Origin of the sequence: Bacillus sp. CGMCC 1.16607, from assembly GCF_042683745.1 — a bacterium.
GTDB lineage: Bacteria > Bacillota > Bacilli > Bacillales > Cytobacillaceae > Pseudoneobacillus.
Genome location: NZ_JBHUJX010000023.1, coordinates 15,670 through 35,039, shown reverse-complemented (window position 1 = coordinate 35,039; position 19,370 = coordinate 15,670). Strand labels below are relative to the sequence as shown.

The window sequence follows — 19,370 nt, the reverse complement described above, 5'->3', positions numbered from 1 at the left end:
GAGCGAGCTTTTCTTATCCACTAACTATATCCATTTATACTATCTGACGAGGTATTAATATCTGGACGAGCAACATATAGAAAAGAAGCATTAAAGTTATCAAACAAATTAATAGGGACTTTATAAAACCACTAAATTAGCTGTTACTGGAATCTGTTAAGCTTGTTTACCAAACAGCTGCTTAATAGCCATCGTTTCGGAGATGTCGCCCACTTTTGTACTTGTTGCATGGGCACTAATAACAGTGGACTTTTCTGGGATAATTAGATTGAAATAATTTGAAAAATAAGCGTTTTAAAATAGAGACTCAAACGAGTTTTTATCAAAGGCGTAAAATTTGGGGGAGAAAATGAAAAATGAACCTCGAGGATTGAACAAAGTGGAGAAAGTCGAAAACAGCACGGTATATCTATTGTCGGGTCCAGCAGGAGTTGGTAAATCAACAACTTCAAAACAACTTGTTCAAAAGCTACCAAAGAGTGCTTATATTTAAGGTGATTACATAAGCCATATGCATGTTAATGAATGTAGAAGTAAAATATGTGGTTTTTTGACTGATATTGAAACATTGATCAATAGGGATAATATGAGAAAGCCGGAGGATAGAATGGGTGAGCGATGTCAATTGTTACTTAATGAGTTTTTTAGATTCGGGAATAGATAAGAAACATATTATAGATACAAGTAATAACAAAAATGAGGATATCTTGAAATTGATTAACGAAATTATGAACAACCCAAACTATAAAATATAATAAATACAAGATCAGCTAAGAGATCAGATTTGTGAAAAGGAAACGTAACAATAGTCGAAAAACAAAATTACAGTAGAAGGAGATAGATATGATGATTAAAGGTTTCGGTGGAATATTTTGGAGAACAAAAAATCTTGATGTTGTGAAAAAATGGTACAGTGAAGTGTTGAAAATTGATATAAATAATTGGAATGGAACTATAATAAAACCTCAATTAGGAAATGAGACTATCTTTTCATTCTTTACCGAGAATGACAGTTATTTTCCAACAGAACAACAAGTGATGTTAAATTTCCAAGTACATAATCTAGACGAGATGATTGAGCATCTTGAACAAATTGGTGTGCCGCTTGAAAAGAAAGAAGAGATGAGTGAATATGGAAAGTTTATTTGGATTAAAGATCCTGAAGGTCGTCTGGTCGAGCTTTGGGAAAAATAGCGAGTTGTGATGCATTTGTTATTAAACAGATGCTTAGGTGTCGCTCATTTTTTGAATGTACTCATAACAGACTCTTCAAATAAAGCCTTAGTAGGAGGAATTTCTTCTTTTATTGCTCAGGTAATCAAGTAGTTTCCCGACTATAGAGCGTTAAAAAAAATGTTGTTCTTAAAGTACGAATTAGATTGTTGACAAAATAGGTATTATCTCTTAATATATGAATATTTATATCCACATAATGTAAAATGTAGTGAAGAGGAAGAGTAATTAATCACTCGAATGAAAGAGAGCCCATGCTGCTGAGATTGGGTATTCGAGCTTAATGAAAGAAGCCTTGGAGCAGTAGACCAAAAAATTGGAGTAGGTCTACCGGGGATTTCCCGTTATAGAAATGTGTAGCAATATAATGAATTGCTGCATAATGAGCGGGTTTTTAACCAATTTAGGTGGTAACGCGGAAGCAAGCCTTTCGTCCTTTATAAAGGACGAAGGGCTTTTTATTTTGAACTTTTAGGAGGGTATGACAATGTCAAATGAGAATATGGCGGAACTTTTATTTCCGGATGTAAGACAATTACCGGTTGATATTTTTTCCTTATATCCGCCAAGAAATTTGTCCTCATCTGCTATGGTAACACGATTTGCACCGAGCCCAACGGGTTCACTAAACATAGGGGGGCTATACGCAACGTTAATTTCGGAAAGATTAGCCCACCAAAGTAATGGAGTCTTTTTCCTACGTATTGAAGACACAGACAAAAAACGCGAAGTAAAAGGCAGCCTCGAGAACATTATAAATTCATTGTCATACTTTGGGATTCATTTTGATGAAGGACCACAGCTCTCAGGCGACGATAAGGGTACCTATGGACCTTATAAACAAAGCATACGAACACAAATCTATAAGGTTTTTATTAAACATTTAGTACTGAATGGATTAGCATATCCATGCTTCTGCGATGCAAACGATTTACAAAAGATAAGAAAAAGCCAGCAGGATTTAAAAGTAACAACAGGATACTATGGTCAGTGGGCTAAACATCGAGATATAACTGTCCAGAAAGCCAATGAAGAGATTTTAAATGGTAAACCGTTTGTTATTAGACTTAGATCTTCAGGTACATCTGATAGGAGAATAACGTACCATGATTTGGTGAAAGGTCCGATAGAGTTACCTGAAAATGATCAAGATATAGTAATTATGAAAACAGATGGTTTACCAACTTATCACTTCGCTCATGCCATAGATGATTTTCTGATGGGTACGACCCATGTTATTAGGGGCGATGAATGGCTTTCATCCGTGCCTATTCATATTCAGTTGTTTGAAACCTTAGGTTTTAGCATACCGAAATACGGACATATTGCTCCAATAATGAAGCAAGTCGGAGCTTCTAAACGGAAATTTAGTAAGCGTAAGGATCTGGATGGTACCGCTGAGTATTACAAAGAACAAGGATACCCAGGAATAGCTATAAATGAATACTTCATGAATCTCATTAATTCTGACTTTGAAGAATGGAGGATGGCAAATCCTCATAAATCATTTAAAGACTTTTTTATCAATACTAATAAAATGAATGCCAGTGGTGCCTTATTTGACATGAATAAACTTAATGATGTCAGCAAGGATGTTATCTCAAAGCTTACAGGTAAACAAGTATTTGACCCTTTATACACTTGGGCAAAGGAATTTGATTCTGAGCTTTATACTTTAATTGACAGGAATCAGGAATACACTGTAAACATTTTAAATATAGGTCGAATCATTGAGAAACCAAGAAAAGATTATTCAAAGTGGTCAGATGTGAAGTCGATGATTGCTTTCTTTTATGACGAATTGTTTGAAAAGGATGTAATGAGTGGCTATAAGTTACCTACAAATGTAAGTTTTAATGTTGCGAAAGACATTGTATTAGGTTTTAGCAAAACTTATAAGTTTAATAATGAAAAGGAAGCTTGGTTCGATGAAATAAAAGAACTTGCTGGGGAACTCGGCTTTGCAAAGGAAATGAAGCAATATAAAGCTAATCCTAACCATTACAAAGGACATGTTGGTGATGTAGCGATGATCATTAGGGTCGTTCTAACCAACAGAACTAATACACCTGATTTGTTTGAAATGATGAAAGTAATGGGTGAAAAAAGGGTTCTTACGAGAATGCAGAATTTCCTAGGTGATTCCATTTAGTCGAAATCAACTAAATATCATATCAAAATAGTGATTGGGGAAACCAATTTCCTGGTCATTTAACTTCATTACAAAGTGAGACCTTTCAAATAAACTGCAACCGACCGCTAGTCTTTACAACTATCTGTGGTAAAGTTCATCGTAATATATCTAAAAGAATTCTCAAGACCCTTAAATTTAGACAGGAATAATTAGATGGATTAAATTGAAATTTTAAAAGCTTTGCTACGAATGAATGGTAGCAAGGCTCTTTTTTCTAACTCAAAATTACTATTTCTATCAAGACTTTTCCAATTCAGACTGTTCATTTATTGGATTGCTTCCTGCAGCGTGTCGGTAAACGAGCTGCCCGCCAAACCATCCCCCGATTAGAAGAAAGATCGTACCAATAAATGATAGAGTAACGGAACTTATTAGCCGCCATCCAGAAGGAATTTCAATACCAATGCGAATATAAAAGCTGACCATATACATCAAAATTGCCGCAATCATTACGGTCATATGGCGTAATGCAACACGTTCGACATTTCCTTTTTGAGGAATGGTAATAAAGTCAATCATACCAGTAATTAGCGCAGGTATGGAGAAAACAAGACCAATGGCTAGATTATAAAACGAAAAGCTCCACCAAAACGAAGTATCTTTCCAGACTCCAAGCAGGTCACCAAGAAAGGACACTGGTAATAGGGCCATTGGAAAATGTGTAATAACAGGGTGTACTGGATGCCCAAAAAATCTCAACTTGGACCGCTGTTTCATTAATATCCACCCCTTATAAGATTCCAATAACTAATAAGACAAATGCGATAACCGCGGCTAAAGCATGGATCACGATTAGGCCTTTAGGATGTGGTTTCCGGCGTAAATGGTAAGAAAACAATACGAATCCGCCAAGTGCAGCAATAATGAAAAGAATCAAGGCGATGAGTGGAAGTACTCCTACACCCCCTTGCACAACTGCAAGAATTAAACAAATAAGCCCAGACGCTGCAACTACGCCATGTATAATCGACAACCCCATAGGTAAATCTCTTTGTCGAAGACCTAGAACCCCAAGTACCATACCACCAAGTGCAGCAACTGCAAAAAGAACAACAGATGATATCAGCATTTTAATCATCCCTCCATTACAATTAATGTAATCCACTTCATTCAACTAATATCTCTAATTAAACAATATAAAAATTGGTTAATTAGTTTTATACATAATATTCAGAATTAAACGAATAATTACTTGTTTAATTAATCTTTTTTTGGCATATTAGATACAAGTTCACTGGAATAATCGAATATTTACGGAGGTAATCGGTGTGAGTATTAACTTAAATCAGTTACAAGGTCCTCGGCGCGATATTTTGAATTATTTGAAACAGAATGGTCCTTCAACCGTTGCGGATCTTTCCTCTCGTTTGCAGATGACAGGAGAAGCGGTACGTCAGCATCTTCTCCAGCTTACACAAGATGAATATATTCAACGACAATCTGAAAGAGCTCCAGATGCTGGAGCTGGTCGACCATCATTGTTTTATAGTCTGACGTTGGTAGGAGAGCATCTATTTCCTAAAAGCTATGACGGGCTTACTGTGGAACTGATTGACACGGTAATATCGCAACTTGGTGAAGAAACTTTAAAACAGATCCTTTCTAGCATGACGGAAAGTCGGGTACAGCAATGGGAGAGTCGGTTACGAGCGTTAAATCTTTATGAGCGAGTTGTTGCTTTAAAGGATATATATATGGAAAATGATTCATTTATCGAGATTGAACAGGATGAAGATGATCTGTTACTGATTGAACGAAATTGTCCATTCGCAAATGTTGCAATGAAGCGTCCAGCCCTTTGCAGTGTGACGGTTAACGTACTCACAAGGTTGCTTGCACTGAAAGTAACCCGAAAAGAAACTTTTCAAAACGGTGATGGCCGTTGCGTTTTCAAGATACATTCTGATCAACCAATCCACACCGAGTCATATTCCTTTTTTATTGAAAAGGAATGAAATGCAAAATATGGACTTACAATTGGCCTGAAGAAATTATGTTATTTGGCTACAAAGTAAGTGAGTATATTCATAAAATGTTTTACTAAACGCAAGTGATTGTTCAATGAGAACAGTCACTTTTTTGTAAAAAGGGATAGGTGTATACCTAATTATGGTAAAATTAGGATTAAGGAGGAGGTTTGTTATGTGGGGAATTCGAAGGGAAAAAACATTAAAAGAGTGGATTAGTTTTTTTACATTTGTTTTTATTTTAGGTGGAGCAGTAACATACTATGTCATGGTCTTTACTCCTAAGAATTCACTTGAATTATACCAAGCAATCTCTTTTGCTGAAGACTTTGACGAGGTACAAAAATTAATGTTGCAAGGATATGAAGACAATTTCAAGGAAGAAGACTTTGAATTTATAAAGAGCATGAATACTCGTGCGAATAAAATAAATCAATTTACTTTATTTGAATATGATGAAAAGGCTTTTGTAGTAATGACCTCACCAGGTACAAAAAAATTAAAAGTGCTTTCTGTAGAAGAATTGCCAAAAGATATAAGGAATTATTTTCTTGAAATAGCACCATAACAAAATTAGAAAAGTAACTAACAAGTGCAAAGTCCCATACCCAATTATTTTAACAAGTCAAAAATACCAATTATATTTTTATAATTTGGTATTTTTGACTTGTTAAATTTTCATAATAAAAAAACTCATATACTTAAGATAAGGTGAACCACATCTATTTAAGTGGCTTTTTTTTACAGGGTTTAAAATGTGCTTTCCTCCATTTTTTCGATTAGCAGTTTTGCAGTTATTTTCAAAATAAGGTATTAAGCCATTTTTATTGAATATGATTTTAGTGGCAAAGGAGTGATGAAGTTGAAAACAGCATTAATTCATATTCTTTTAAATATGTTGTTCTATCCTTCACCAGAAATAACGATTACGAAGGAGGAAGAAAAAATATTTAATGATTTGTTTGAAAGCTCTTGTGAAAAGGCGGATAAACTAATTAATTACAACCTTTCAGTCCCCAAATATAAATTCCTTCATTATCTGACATGTCACAAGCCAATCGTTTTGCACGGCTCAAATAATAAACAAATAGATTCTTTTGAACCTCGTAAACAAACCTTATTTAATGGCAAAATGGCAACAGCTGTTTTTGCTACTAAAGATCCGATTTGGTCCATTTTCTATGCTACCTTAGATAAGAAAAAAATAATAGGAGATATTAGAAACGGATCATTTTCTGCCAAAAGCAAAAAAATGTTTCATTTTTACTCGTTAACAAAGCCTACACTTTTAAATGATCCATGGATTTACGGCATGGTTTACTTATTACCAGAAGACTCTTTCTCCCGAGTAGGCAATCATGCCATCCGATTTAACGAATGGATTAGCACAACAGCTGTAAAACCAATTGTAAAAATAGAGATTAAAACAAGCGATTTTTATTTTAGAAATAAAGTGGCATCCCATCGTTCAAATGAATCTATCATTCGATCGTGGTTATTTTACAAATTGCGAACTTTAAATAAATAAAATAGGGATCACTGTGTTTGATCCTAAACTTCTGTTTAAGTACATGTTTTCATAAACTTGTTCCATTATCCTTTATATATCGACATTGCTATAACTTCACATTTTTTTATAGCCCAAATGTAATGATTGGAAGTGTTTGCTGTAAAATAGCTGTATAGATTACTTGTTTTTGTCCACTTATAGTATTTTTTTGTCATGATTTCTTCATTGGTATGTGATTTAATTATATCCATTACTCTACCATGGCTTAATTTCAATTTTTTAATTGCTTGATTTAATGTTACATCTTGATAGTTTCCCCAGATTTGCCTATTAAGTAGCTTGATCGTACTCCATTTATAACCAGGTGCTGGCATAAAAGGAATATCTCCATCCATACCTTCTCTATACCATCTCTCAAGCATTACATGCCATTCATACAAATGCATTAGTACATCACGAAAATTTTTATCTCTTTCTTGAGTTTCGATAGAAATGTTCCTTTTTCTGTTAGGTACAGATTCAATGATTTCAAGCAATGAATTAAAATTTTTGTCGCTTTCCATTAATAGAGTTTCTTTTTCACTTCCCACTATCATGATAATTTCCTCCTTTTTTTACTTAATATTAACAAAGAATGCATGTGATGGTATATTTCGTTGGCTGTAATCAAAGAACAATTTTATGTAACGAACTTTTACATTATTTAAGAATTTAATGTCAAAATGAAAATTTTTAATATAGTAATGTTTTGACTTGTTTTTAATAGTCTATTTTAATACTGTAATAGATGAATTCATTCCCAATTACGGGGAAAGCGAGGTGTTATAATGGGAAGTTTAATTTCCATTGGTGAAGTATTAATAGACTTTATTCCCCTGCAAAAAGGAATAGCATTGAAAGATGTAGTATCCTTTGAACGGGTTCCAGGCGGTGCTCCAGCAAACGTAGCAGCTGCCGTTGCAAAATTTGGTGGACATGCCTCGCTGATTACCAAATTAGGAGAAGATGCTTTTGGTGATTTTCTCTTAGAAGAACTATCAAGGTATGGTGTGAATATAGATAAGATTTCAAAAACCAAAGATGCAAATACTGGATTGGCTTTTGTTTCATTACGTGAAGATGGAGAACGCGATTTTTCGTTTTACCGAAATCCTTCTGCAGACTTATTGCTTACGGATGCTGAAATAGATGAAAAATGGTTTAGCCATGGTGACATCTTACATTTCTGTTCAGTAGATTTAGTGGAAAGCCCTATGAAGCAGGCTCATATCAAAGCCATTCAATCAGCAAAAGCTCGTGGTGGGATAATCAGCTTTGATCCTAATGTGCGTTTACCTCTTTGGAAAAGTGCCGAGGAATGCAGAAATACTATTCTAGAATTTATTCCGATGGCGTATATTGTAAAAGTTTCTGATGAAGAACTAGAGTTTATTACTGGTATAGCTGATGAACAAAAGGCAATTGCATCATTGTTTACAGGGGATGTAAAAATAGTGGTGTTTACAAAAGGTTCAAAAGGTGCCGATGTCTACATACAGAATAATAAATATTCATCTATTGGTTATATTGTTCAAGTAACAGATACCACTGGTGCCGGAGATGCATTTATTGGCGGTTTCTTGTACCAACTGTTGAATAAGAATGCAAATCAGGACAATTTAGAGGATATAGTTAACAAACATTATAAAGAAATACTTGCATTTGCCAATGCAAGCGGAGCGCTAACAACAACTGGAAAAGGGGCTATCTCTTCCATACCATCAAAAGAAGAAATATTGCTGTTAATAGGTTAAAAGATTGAAACAACATCAATGAGAGCCTTGCTACGTATGAACTGTAGCAAGGCTCTTTTTTCTACATTAAAAATTACTAAAGCTGCCGATCTCTATGATTAGTGAGACCGTCAATCTTAACGCTATTTTTAGTCTACCTTAATGATTAATATTTGAATCAGATGGAGTGATTAGGAAAACTCATTGAGAAAGAAATGTTTATAGAAAAAAGACCATTTACGAAGAATGGTTTTAAACACATTTTGTTCCAACATTTCTTGGATGCCAGTAGGTGTTATTATTAGAGGAAATGTATAAATTGATACTAAAAAAGGGGAAAACCACAAAAAATACCACCTATAAAACCAATTTATTTGGGTTAATAGCATATGCAAAATTCTACAAAATACGATAAATAATGATGTAATATGGTATTATTACGAATATAATAAGATTCTTGCTTAAAATATTGACACTTGAATGAAACAATCATATACATAATGAACATGATTAGCTTCTTAGATTACAGGGTTCAGATGTTGAAAAGAATATGAAAGGTAACGAAGATGAGTACAATTAAGGATTTTTTGCTGCAACTTACGCATATGGTAATACCCATTTTTATCTACTTTACATTTACTACAGAGAGAGTAAAGACTGAGAAAAATAGAAAAATGATCATTTTCATTTTGTGCGGAATATCAATATTATTATGCATGTCCTTTCCAGTGAGTTTTGGTCAAAATGCTCGATTGGAGTTAAGAATTATTCCTCTATTAATTGGGACACTATACGGTGGATTTTGGTCAGGTATCTTCCTCTCAGTCCTTATCATACTTTATCGTCTTTTTTTTGGAATAAGTATAGGGTTTTATAATACTGTTCTTGCTCTATTATTATCACTACCTGTTATTCTGTTTTTTCTAAAATCGTTTGCGAGTTCAAATAAAGATAAAAGGGGTAAAATTGGTGTAGGTCTTTCTATATACTATTGTCTGATCGGAATTATATTATTTGGTATTCTCAGAGGTTTTTCCATGGATTATCTTAAAGTGCAGATTATTCATCTTATCTTTGTAGTAGTAGTTACCTGGTTCTTCATTATCTTAATTGAAAATTTAAGGGAGATTCGTCAAATTCGATTAGAAATGCAAAACGCGGAGAAATTACGAGTAATCAGTGAGCTAACAAGTGTTTTTGCCCATGAAATTCGAAATCCGATGCAAGTTACTCGTGGCTTTCTGCAACTTTTAAACGAGCCTGATTTACCTGATAAAAAGAAGGAATATATCCAATTATCTATTGAAGAATTAGACCGTGCAAATGAAATCATTAATGATTTTTTATCTTTAGGAAAACCCTCAGAAGTTAATAGTGAAAGAATCGACGTAGGTAATCAGTTACAACGTGTGGCAAATATCGTACAAAGTTATGCCATGAACCATAATGTTGTGATTAAAACGAATGTTATTGATAATTGTTGGATTTATGCTAATCCTCAAAAGTTGAACCAATCTTTAATTAATATTTTGAAAAATGCGATAGAGTCAATGCCTAATGGTGGGAATGTTTGGATTACATGTACTATAACTGAAGATGGAAATATAATGATTACCATTAAGGACCAAGGAATCGGCATGACAAAAAAGCAAATGGATCAGCTTGGATCTCCGTTTTATTCCTTAAAGGAAAGTGGGACAGGATTAGGAATGATGGTAAGTTTTCAAATTGTCCATTCTTTCAAAGGTAAAATACAAGTGAACAGTGAAAAGGATATGGGGACAGAATTTATTATTTTTTTACCCCAGATAACCTAAAGTGTGTGATCTAATACAAACTTTTAAATGAAGAAATCATAAAAGAAAATGAAATCATGTGGAAGGTTTTCTGCTTCAATAATTGGAGTAGAAGAACCTTCCCTTTGTTTAGATTAATGGAACTTTTGCACCATACTAGTTTTCGTTTTTAACACGTTTTGTCCCACTGTATTTTGGATGCCAGTAGGTGTGGTTTGTGCTTGTAATCATTATTCCTTTGATGAACAAACCATAATCATTTTTCTATTTCCAAGTATCCTCTAAATATACTAAAAAGCTTTCGAAAGAATTAAAATAGCTTACTCATAGAGTAAGCTTAACTCCCAGTATACACACTATCACATATGCCAGCTTTTGGTTCATAATAACAGTGATTTTTGAATTGACCAGAAATAGGTTGATCGTACCATGTTGGAGGGCATGGAGCATATGGATTAAAATACCAAAGCGAGTATTTCGCTGGATGCTGTCTCCAATAATCCAAATTCTGTTTTGCTAATCTCTTTTCAACAGATCGCGCTCTTTGGTAAAATACATTTCCTTTTTGAACAGCTTCAAAGGAATAGTTTCCTCCTTGTACTTGATAAATAACTTGGGGAATGGATCTCAAATTTTTAAAATCTGAACAATTTGCTTTAAGACGATTTACAATTACATTTCCAACATATAACATTCCCTGTTTCCCTTCACCTTCTGCTTCTGCTCTCATCATCCTTGCCATTAAATCGATATCTGAACTTCGATAATTTACTCTCGGCATTTTCTCACCCCAAAATTATCATATGAAAAAGGCCTATATTGGTGTAGCCTTTTCAAAAAAATGACTATAAAAGAAGTATGGAGTAAAATTCCATTAATTTCTCAATCCTTTTTATTTGTCCCATTTAATTTTCAGACTCCATTTTATTACCCATCCACGCTTGTCCATTTCCATTTGTCAAAAATAACATAGATTAATTTGAAGAAGGTAAGAAGTAAGTGAGGAAGCTTATATTCTATCTCTATATCATTCTAGATCGGAGGGAAACAAACACAGTATGAACTTATTTGACTTATCGGGAAAAACTGCCATTGTTACTGGTGGAGGTAGGGGACTAGGGCTACAAATTGCTACAGGTCTTGCGGAGGCAGGAGCTAACATTGTGGTCTGCTCAAGAAATATCGAAGCTTGCAGAGAGGTTAGCCAACAGATCAATAAACTCGGAGTAAATTCAATTGCTTGTAGTTGTGACATTAGCAAGCGGGAAGATATCGAAAAAGTAATGAGTGAAACAATGAAAGTATTTGGCAAGATTGATATTTTAGTAAATAACAGTGGAATATCTTGGTTAGCGCCAACACTTGATTATCCAGAGGATAAATGGAAAAAAGTCTTAGATATAAATGTTAATGGGACATTTTTATTTTCTCAAGCTGTAGCAAAAGAAATGGCTAAACAAGGTCATGGGAAAATCATCAATATAGCATCGGTAGCTGGATACGGAGGAACAGATCCAGATGTTATGGAGACAATAGCTTATAATACAAGCAAAGGGGCGATCATTACCTTTACAAAAGACCTAGCAGTAAAACTAGCAAGATACGGTATCCAAGTAAACGCAATCGCTCCAGGATACTTTCCGACAAAAATTACAAAAAAAATACTGGAAGATTCCAAGATAGATACACTTTCGCAAATTCCTGCCAAAAGGTATGGAAACGAAAAAGATTTAAAGGGAGCCGCAGTCTTCCTAGCTTCCAATGCTTCAGATTACATTAATGGCCATGTGATTAATGTGGATGGAGGCATAGCAGCTACTGTATAACAGTAGAGAAAGGAGAAAAAAGTATGGAGAAAAAGGAGAAGAATAAAGATTTTTACGAGTCACTCAAAGTTAATTGGAGTGTACAAGAAAGAAATATCAACAGTATGATCCAAGAAATTCTTGATAATAAAGAGTTCATCAAGCATGTAAGCAATCAGCATAAGCTTCTTGGAAATCATTCGAAAAAAATGAATGAGTCAATCGAAACTTTGTCAATGATGTTCAATTTTCCTACAAAAAGGGACATGGCCAATATTGCTAAAATGCAGGTCCAGTTAGAGGAGAAATTGGATCGAATCGAGGATTTACTATCACTCGAAAAGAACAAGAAAAATTTGGCACAAAATGATAAAGTGAAACAAACTCAGAGCAATCCAAATAGTGAAAGACGTGAAAGGCTTCGCCAAATCCTAATGGAAACGTTGGAGAATAACGGACCTTTTATTAAAGGAAATAAAGTGATATGAAGAAGAACGAGAGTCAAAGGTGGAAAAAAATGTGGAATGTACTACAGGAACCTTTGCCTGAAATGGCTACCACACATAGGGAGGCTATTTGGAAAAAAAACAAAGCCACATTATGGTATTATCCTCCTAAAAAGAAGAAATTTAATGTCCCCATTTTTATTGTCTACTCTCTCATTAGTCAACCATTTATTCTTGATTTAGGTCCAAAAATGAGTATGATAGAAGCATTTCGAGAGGAAGGCTATGAAGTCTATTTGTTGGATTTTGGTATCCCTGGATATGAAGACGGTGATATCAGCATGGACGATTATATTGTTGATTATATTCAAAAAGGTGCACAGAGATCCTTAAGGCATTCTGGAGCCCAGGAAATATCAGTAATTGGATTTTGTCTTGGTGGTACTCTTGCTGCTATGTATACTACCATTGCTGAAGAACCGATAAAAAATTTAATACTATCAACAACACCAATTGATTTTAGCTTTACACCGATATTTAAGAATTGGTCTGACGCCATTCGTAATGAAACGATAGACGTTGAAGAATTAATAGTCACTCCTGTCATACCTAGTGAATTTGTTAGAATTGGGATGCGTTTATTATCCTCACCAGTGTATGTCTCTCCGTATTTATCCCTGTTAGCCAGGGTAGATGATGAGCAATATGTGAATAAATGGAGACGCCTAAATGAATGGACGAATGCTCATATCCCATTAACTGGTGCTGCCTTAAAACAACTTATCAATGATCTAGGAAAACATAATAAACTTATAAAAGGCAAGATGTTTATTAGAAAAAAAAGAGCCTCATTAAAAAATATAACGTGTAATTTACTTGTAGTAAGTGGTGCCCAAGATTTACTTGTTCCAAAGGAAATGAGTGAACCAATCATGAAACTTGTCTCAAGTGAAGATAAACAGTTTACATTACTCTCTCAAGGACATAGTGGTATTAGTACGGATGGAAAATTACCGAATTATCTTGCCGAATGGCTGCCAAAAAGATCCGAACCAATTTAAGAATTTTTGGATGAAAGATTGGAAATTGAGGAGGGATCAAATTGTACATTTTATATGAACCCAAAAAAGGTATCCTTGATATTGACCTAGGTCAATTAGGTATGGCTGGATATGTATTTGCGGGTTTTTTTAAGTATTTAAATCATTTTCATCATAGTTAATTTTTAGATTACGACATTAGACCAATGAATTAGTAGCTCATCACTTGATGGGCTTTTTGTATTTTGAAGAATCAATTTTCATCCTTATTGAATATTTGTAAAGTAAGTAATTATTTCGTAAGGAGGTGTTGTGTTTTGAGTGATCAATTTAATGAATTTTTGTTGAAAAGACAAAAAGAACTGAATGAGAATAAAACTGACACGAAAAAAAGTAAACATAAAATAGAACTGAATGAATTTTATCGTACAATAAGAGGTTGGTTGTCAGATACGGTAAATAAAGGACTTGTTACTATAGAAGAATGGAATTATCCTAGCCCCTATGTTGATTTAACTGAGTTAAAACTTAGATTCGGCTCAGATATCATTATGATCAGACCAGAGCTTAAAAATTATAAAAAAGATTCAATGACAAAAGTAAAAATGAAACACACTAAAAAAGGAAATGCAAGTTTGTTCGTATTGTCCCAAAATGTTTGGTATTTTGAAAATGAAATGAGATTTGGGATTACTGGTCATGATAGAGAGATTTTAGATAGTAATAAATTTAAGGAAATTCTTCAAAGTAAATTAAAATAATGGTCAAAGGCATTCTTTTCAGACATGTAGTAGATTATGTAAAAAATATTCAAATAATAGGAAAAGGATAGCTTAGACTATAAAGTCCTAGAAATCCTTTAAGATTGTCGACAAAAGGCAGTGAGAAGGCTCTTTCTCACTGCCTTTTGTCATTTTTAAAAGATATTGTGGAAGATAAGGCTGATTTCCGCTCCAGGCGCTTGCTTTCCGGGGGGCGTTCGCCGAGCCTCCTCCTTCGCTTCGCTTTGTGCGGGGTCTCGTCTGCAACGCTATATCCCCCAGGAGTCAAGCACCTTCCGCTCCAATCAGCGAGTATCTGCTTAAAAACTGACCCCAAAACCTATTAAATAAGTATTCGAAGTCATCATCAGGCATCTTGCCCAGTCCAAGCTGCAAGTTTCTTTAAATTCATGGCAGCAAATGTAAGCATCGCATGCGACCGCAAGTGGTTTCTTCACTTTTTCCATGATTCTCTAAACAAGTGGCTGTAACAAATGACTATCTTGGATATTTCCTGGAACTTGCTATAGTACCTAACACGAATCCTTTTTGATCTATAGCTGCATGGAAGGAATACGCAAACTGCTTGGTTCATTCATCTTTTACATAGTATCCACTTTCGGGGTCTGTCGTACTTTCCTTCATTTCTTTCCATTCGTCTTTTTCAAATTTCGCAGGAGGGAATGGTTTTTTTCCATGTTCCTCACGATCTAGATTAAGTTCCAATTGGAGTGAAAGGCGACGACTCCTGCGGGAAATAGTGTGAACCTTGAGACCCCGCAGGAAGCAAAGCGACTGAGGAGGCTAAAAAGCTCACACCCTGCGGAAAGCATTCGCCCGTAGCAGAAATCAACGGTTATTGAGTATAAACTTATTTAAATAGAATGGCTCTGTTAAAATTTAATGTTTATATTTCCATAATATTAAGGGGAACCCATTATTTATGGATTCCCCTTTAGAGTGCAATAGATGAAACTACTGTCGAGTATTACCTTATAATATTTAATACAATATATCTTTGGAGTGAAAGATTTTTTTAGTTACCATTCCAATGATAAATTATTTGCACAACGCCAGAGGAAAATGTTCTTGTATTAACCATTTTTAAATTTATTCTCTGTTTTAAATCAATAAACAACGGTTTTCCTTCTCCCAAGACAACAGGGTGAATAGATAATCTAAATTCATCAACAAGCCCCAAATTTATAAAAGTTGTAATGAGACTTGCTCCACCATATAGCCAGATGTCTTTACCAGACTTTTTCTTCAATTTATTTATTTCTTCAAGAATATTATCATTTATAAATATTGCTTGATGATCAATCTCATTTTGTGTTTTGGAAAAAACATATTTCTTTTTACTATGAACCAATTTCCAAATTTCCTTTTCGGTATCAGGGTCTTCATTTTTTGGAATATAGTGTCCCCATAAATCGTAGCTTTTTCTACCATATAAAATAGTATCAATTTGATTTAAGAAATCAGTAAACCCCATATCAGGGTCCATAATGCACCAATCAACTTCTCCATTTTTCCCTTCAATAAAACCATCTAAAGTAACTGCTAAATCTAAAATTATTCTTCTCTGTTTTACGTTATTTATCATAATTATTCATCCTATTACCATTCAGATTTTGATTCTTCTATCCCGTTGATTAAGCTACCACTAGCAGAGGATGAAGGTTCAACATAGCGTTTAACCCATTGATAAACTTGTTCTTTTTGTGTATGTGGTAATTTTTCAATATACTTTAACAAGTTGCTAAACGCTTTGCTCACCTTGATAAACTCCCCGAATGCTTGTTCTTATGTTGATTATATCAAGAATTCGGATAGGTTCCAAATATCAACATTTACCTTTAACAGAGTCAATAGAAAAAAACTGCAGGTAAACTCGAAATTCTTCGAGTATGTCTACAGTCTGAAGGATAGCTTAGACCATTTAGTCTTAGCTATCCTTTTTTCACTAATTAACTTTTTACCTGAGTTTTGCAATAAACATCAACAAAGTGAGAAGGGTTTAATTTTTCACCCGTTACACGGCTAATTTTTTCATTCCAGTCATAAAGGGCTGCTGGTTTGAAGAATTGATTGATGAGCATTTCTCCCGTTTCTTTTATGAAAAATTCAGGGGAAATCTTCGTTTCTATATGACGAAGAAGTTGTGCTGCCATTAATTCTCCAAGTAGATAATTTTGGTAATAAACAGGTGCAAGTGTAAAATGAATTTTTGCTGCCCAATCAGGATTATCAGTTGAATCTGGAGGAGTGACTAGCTGAACTTCATTTACTGTTTTCCACCATAAAGCGTTTAAATCTTGATCGGGATTTTCGTACAATTCTTTTTCAAAAAATACAAAGGTAACAATCCATCTTACTGCAATAAGCATTTGTAACTGCTGGAACTTTTCTAATTCAGGAGAAAGCTCATTTACTGTTGTTTCGTCAACTTGTAAGAAGCGCTTTAACCAACGAGGGTCTTTGCCCATTTTTCCAAATAACATCGCAATCGATTCAGTTGTTAAGATATGACTTTCTTTACGTAATCCGAATGGAAGGCTAGGGTCTACATATTTGTAATAAGCTGCATGACCAAACTCATGCAGATTCGTTTCCATCCAATACGCATCTTCCATTAAGCTACAAAGGACACGAACGTCACCTTCACGGTCAACATCCATGCAAAAGGCTGTTGGGTTTTTCTTTTCTCTAGGGAACAAATCGCTTTTTGCATATAGATCATCAATTTCGATTCCCATTGAGCTAAATGTATCCGTAGTGATTTGGACAATATCCTTCCCTTTGTAAAAAGGATCTAGATTAGTTGAATCAGATGGTGGTGCCTCTTGGAAAAAGGGATCGACATAATGCCAAGGGCGTATATCATCTGGACTAATCCCAAATCTAGTTGCTAAACGTTCATCTAATTCTTTCTTCATCAAGCGGTAAGCATCATCTGATTGAGCAATAAGTTTGTTGAAAATAGCGAATACCTCGTCACGGTCAAGTTCTTGAAGAGTAAAGCCCATTTGATGATGGTTATCATAACCAAGTATTTGTGCAGCTTCATTGCGCTTCTTCACAAGCTCAATTAGGCCTTTCTCTACGGCTTTACCAACTTCCTTACTTGCAAACCATACTTTTTTGCGTAGTTCTTGGTCATCACTATTCAACAATACTTCTCGAATTTCATTGGCAGAATACTTCTTCCCATCCACAACAGGCTCGTATGTGTTAAATAATAAATTTAGTTCAGAAGAGCGTTTGGATAAATCAGCAATCACTTCTTCAGGTAGTTGGTTGCCTTCCATTTCGCTTAGTAAAAGTTGAAGCTGACGTTTTTCAATCTCTGTTACGTTTTCCGTTGCTAGAAAGTGTTTGGTTTTCTCGTATGTATCTTTTGAAGAGAATAATAGATTGTACTTGGTTTCAGCTTCACTAAATTTAGCAGCCCACTCAGAGTCACCCGTTGTTTGGGCCATCCAAGCAGCCTCAGCTGTAGCTTTGTATAATACTTGCATTTGGTCATTGAAATCTTTTAGAAATGTTTGTAGTGTTTCCATATTTATCGCTACCTTTCTATATTAAAAGTATCACCAATTTTACATTATTAAGAATTCGCTAAAGATATTCTTAAACCTTTAAAAGATGTAAAATATTTGAAAAAGCGGATGTAAAAATATAATTGAGTATGGTGTCAGGCGCCATTAAAAGACAAAATGACTATTTTGTACATATGGGGAGGATGGTGGAGAGAAGCTAACCTTTCAATGATGGTGTATAATGAATGGGACACTTTTGAAGGGATGTATGTAAATGAGTCAACAAGTTATAAAAAGAAATTACAAGCCAGCTATTATTACGATATCGATTATTGTGAATCTATTAGTTTTAGTATTAGCTGGGATACCGGGGGTTGAAAATTTTACAGCGTTTGATGTGAAAATTTTACCTATGATGAATGCGATTTTTAATAGTTTCACTTTCTTATTCTTAGTAGGTGCACTATTAGCCATTTTAAAGAGAAATATTCAAGTACATCGCAGGTTTATTTACGCTGCATTTATTTCTACAACATTATTTCTTATCTCTTATGTAACATATCATTTTATATCCGAATCCACACCTTACGGGGGGACAGGATGGATGGCAGGCGTGTATTACTTTATCTTAATCACGCACATAATCTTAGCAGCTGTTATCGTACCATTGGTGTTAACATCCGTTGCTAGAGCCTGGAATTTAGAAAACGAACGACATAAAAAAATAGCGCGATGGACCATGCCTTTATGGTTATATGTTAGTTTAACTGGAGTGATTGTTTATTTAATGATTTCACCATACTATTAAAAATTAGAAAGTACCTGTTCTTTGGATTTAGAAGAACAGGTACTTTTTTTATAAAAATACAGGGTGATCAATCACTTACCTAAAAAATGCAGTTTCTAAAGATTTAGTGATACGATTACGCTTCATTCTACGATACGTGGACAAAAAGAAAATAAAAAAGAAAAAGATAATAAAAAGAAAAACAACAACTACAAAAAGCGTTTAATACAAATAAAGAGAATCATATAGTGATCAATTCATTTGTACAAAATGCAAAATGGAAAAGGTGAAAAAACTTTTTGATAAAACGGGAAGAAGAAGCAACAGAGAACGGAAAAAGTTTAACCAAAAGACGAGAGGAAGTTGGAAAAAATCCGAGGAAAAGAAATACATCAAACGGATGAATGTAAATAATATTATGTTGGATACCATAGCTCCGAAACACTCTCAAATGTTGTTTTCTAAATGTTTGTGAGTGTTTTTGTATTGGGGGAACAAAGTATTTCATACGATTCAT

General features: G+C 34.4%; 19 protein-coding genes, 4 pseudogenes and 1 other annotated feature. Of the genes and pseudogenes, 14 read left to right on the top strand and 9 right to left on the bottom strand.

Going from position 1 to position 19,370, the window contains the following annotated elements:
* Positions 1 to 159 precede the first annotated feature (159 nt).
* Positions 160 to 264 (bottom strand): annotated as a pseudogene (locus tag ACFSO7_RS16085) (hypothetical protein); the annotation flags it as partial.
* A gap of 85 nt (positions 265 to 349) precedes the next feature.
* Between ACFSO7_RS16085 and ACFSO7_RS16080 the strand changes: the two are divergent.
* The 3 genes from ACFSO7_RS16080 (at position 350) to gltX (ending at position 3,385) form a co-directional block, all read left to right on the top strand.
* On the top strand, positions 350 to 493 hold the full coding sequence (locus ACFSO7_RS16080; RefSeq protein WP_377878353.1) for a hypothetical protein: 144 nt from the start codon (positions 350 to 352) through the stop codon (positions 491 to 493).
* A gap of 353 nt (positions 494 to 846) precedes the next feature.
* Complete coding sequence (locus ACFSO7_RS16075) at positions 847 to 1,194, top strand: VOC family protein (protein ID WP_377878400.1); 348 nt, start codon at positions 847 to 849, stop codon at positions 1,192 to 1,194.
* 241 nt (positions 1,195 to 1,435) lie between these two features.
* Positions 1,436 to 1,674, top strand: a binding site (T-box leader).
* 46 nt (positions 1,675 to 1,720) lie between these two features.
* Positions 1,721 to 3,385, top strand: coding sequence for a glutamate--tRNA ligase (gene gltX, locus ACFSO7_RS16070; protein WP_377878352.1), 1,665 nt, complete (start codon positions 1,721 to 1,723; stop codon positions 3,383 to 3,385).
* Positions 3,386 to 3,664: 279 nt separating this feature from the next.
* On the opposite strand, the gene ACFSO7_RS16065 is transcribed toward gltX, so the two are convergent.
* Together ACFSO7_RS16065 and ACFSO7_RS16060 are read right to left on the bottom strand one after the other, a co-directional pair.
* Positions 3,665 to 4,144: a DUF2231 domain-containing protein gene (locus tag ACFSO7_RS16065; RefSeq protein WP_377878351.1), complete on the bottom strand. Its 480-nt coding sequence runs from the start codon at positions 4,142 to 4,144 to the stop codon at positions 3,665 to 3,667.
* 13 nt (positions 4,145 to 4,157) lie between these two features.
* The gene (locus ACFSO7_RS16060) at positions 4,158 to 4,496 is read right to left on the bottom strand and encodes a hypothetical protein (RefSeq protein ID WP_377878350.1); all 339 of its coding nucleotides are present in this window, start codon (positions 4,494 to 4,496) and stop codon (positions 4,158 to 4,160) included.
* 199 nt (positions 4,497 to 4,695) lie between these two features.
* Here ACFSO7_RS16060 and ACFSO7_RS16055 point away from each other — a divergent pair, with 199 nt between their 5' ends.
* The 3 genes from ACFSO7_RS16055 to ACFSO7_RS16045 all read left to right on the top strand — a co-directional run bounded on the left by ACFSO7_RS16055 (position 4,696) and on the right by ACFSO7_RS16045 (position 6,922).
* Complete coding sequence (locus ACFSO7_RS16055; RefSeq protein ID WP_377878349.1) at positions 4,696 to 5,382, top strand: helix-turn-helix transcriptional regulator; 687 nt, start codon at positions 4,696 to 4,698, stop codon at positions 5,380 to 5,382.
* Between the two features lie 187 nt (positions 5,383 to 5,569).
* Positions 5,570 to 5,962 carry a hypothetical protein gene (locus tag ACFSO7_RS16050; protein WP_377878348.1) on the top strand — a complete coding sequence of 131 codons (393 nt, stop codon included), beginning with the start codon at positions 5,570 to 5,572 and terminating at the stop codon, positions 5,960 to 5,962.
* 294 nt (positions 5,963 to 6,256) lie between these two features.
* Positions 6,257 to 6,922 carry a hypothetical protein gene (locus ACFSO7_RS16045; RefSeq protein ID WP_377878347.1) on the top strand — a complete coding sequence of 222 codons (666 nt, stop codon included), beginning with the start codon at positions 6,257 to 6,259 and terminating at the stop codon, positions 6,920 to 6,922.
* 65 nt (positions 6,923 to 6,987) lie between these two features.
* On the opposite strand, the gene ACFSO7_RS16040 is transcribed toward ACFSO7_RS16045, so the two are convergent.
* Positions 6,988 to 7,500 carry a ClbS/DfsB family four-helix bundle protein gene (locus ACFSO7_RS16040; RefSeq protein WP_377878346.1) on the bottom strand — a complete coding sequence of 171 codons (513 nt, stop codon included), beginning with the start codon at positions 7,498 to 7,500 and terminating at the stop codon, positions 6,988 to 6,990.
* A gap of 231 nt (positions 7,501 to 7,731) precedes the next feature.
* On the opposite strand from ACFSO7_RS16040, the gene ACFSO7_RS16035 reads away from it, so the two are divergent.
* The 3 genes and pseudogenes from ACFSO7_RS16035 to ACFSO7_RS16025 all read left to right on the top strand — a co-directional run bounded on the left by ACFSO7_RS16035 (position 7,732) and on the right by ACFSO7_RS16025 (position 10,493).
* Positions 7,732 to 8,697, top strand: coding sequence for a carbohydrate kinase family protein (locus ACFSO7_RS16035; RefSeq protein ID WP_377878344.1), 966 nt, complete (start codon positions 7,732 to 7,734; stop codon positions 8,695 to 8,697).
* A 545-nt stretch (positions 8,698 to 9,242) separates the two neighbouring features.
* Positions 9,243 to 9,524 (top strand): annotated as a pseudogene (locus ACFSO7_RS16030) (LytS/YhcK type 5TM receptor domain-containing protein); the annotation flags it as partial.
* Positions 9,525 to 9,713: 189 nt separating this feature from the next.
* Entirely contained in the window at positions 9,714 to 10,493 is a 780-nt protein-coding gene (locus ACFSO7_RS16025) for an ATP-binding protein (RefSeq protein ID WP_377878399.1), read from the top strand.
* Between the two features lie 316 nt (positions 10,494 to 10,809).
* Here the strand turns inward: ACFSO7_RS16025 and ACFSO7_RS16020 are convergent, their stop codons facing one another.
* A complete protein-coding gene (locus ACFSO7_RS16020; protein WP_377878343.1) occupies positions 10,810 to 11,253 on the bottom strand; it encodes a cell wall hydrolase in 444 nt (147 codons plus the stop codon).
* Positions 11,254 to 11,530: 277 nt separating this feature from the next.
* Here ACFSO7_RS16020 and ACFSO7_RS16015 point away from each other — a divergent pair, with 277 nt between their 5' ends.
* The 4 genes from ACFSO7_RS16015 (at position 11,531) to ACFSO7_RS16000 (ending at position 14,524) form a co-directional block, all read left to right on the top strand.
* Complete coding sequence (locus ACFSO7_RS16015) at positions 11,531 to 12,298, top strand: SDR family oxidoreductase (protein WP_377878342.1); 768 nt, start codon at positions 11,531 to 11,533, stop codon at positions 12,296 to 12,298.
* 23 nt (positions 12,299 to 12,321) lie between these two features.
* Complete coding sequence (locus ACFSO7_RS16010; RefSeq protein ID WP_377878341.1) at positions 12,322 to 12,765, top strand: hypothetical protein; 444 nt, start codon at positions 12,322 to 12,324, stop codon at positions 12,763 to 12,765.
* Positions 12,766 to 12,794: 29 nt separating this feature from the next.
* The gene (locus ACFSO7_RS16005; protein ID WP_377878340.1) at positions 12,795 to 13,784 is read left to right on the top strand and encodes an alpha/beta fold hydrolase; all 990 of its coding nucleotides are present in this window, start codon (positions 12,795 to 12,797) and stop codon (positions 13,782 to 13,784) included.
* A gap of 296 nt (positions 13,785 to 14,080) precedes the next feature.
* A complete protein-coding gene (locus ACFSO7_RS16000) occupies positions 14,081 to 14,524 on the top strand; it encodes a hypothetical protein (RefSeq protein ID WP_377878339.1) in 444 nt (147 codons plus the stop codon).
* Between the two features lie 476 nt (positions 14,525 to 15,000).
* On the opposite strand, the pseudogene ACFSO7_RS15995 reads toward ACFSO7_RS16000, so the two are convergent.
* From ACFSO7_RS15995 to ACFSO7_RS15980, 4 genes and pseudogenes are all read right to left on the bottom strand, one after another.
* Positions 15,001 to 15,259 (bottom strand): annotated as a pseudogene (locus tag ACFSO7_RS15995) (IS5/IS1182 family transposase); the annotation flags it as partial.
* Positions 15,260 to 15,560: 301 nt separating this feature from the next.
* Complete coding sequence (locus ACFSO7_RS15990) at positions 15,561 to 16,130, bottom strand: dihydrofolate reductase family protein (RefSeq protein WP_377878338.1); 570 nt, start codon at positions 16,128 to 16,130, stop codon at positions 15,561 to 15,563.
* Between the two features lie 26 nt (positions 16,131 to 16,156).
* Positions 16,157 to 16,303 (bottom strand): annotated as a pseudogene (locus tag ACFSO7_RS15985) (IS1595 family transposase); the annotation flags it as partial.
* 191 nt (positions 16,304 to 16,494) lie between these two features.
* A complete protein-coding gene (locus ACFSO7_RS15980; RefSeq protein ID WP_377878337.1) occupies positions 16,495 to 18,087 on the bottom strand; it encodes a M2 family metallopeptidase in 1,593 nt (530 codons plus the stop codon).
* Positions 18,088 to 18,340: 253 nt separating this feature from the next.
* Between ACFSO7_RS15980 and ACFSO7_RS15975 the strand changes: the two genes are divergently transcribed.
* Positions 18,341 to 18,874, top strand: coding sequence for a DUF420 domain-containing protein (locus tag ACFSO7_RS15975; RefSeq protein ID WP_377878336.1), 534 nt, complete (start codon positions 18,341 to 18,343; stop codon positions 18,872 to 18,874).
* Positions 18,875 to 19,370: the final 496 nt, after the last annotated feature.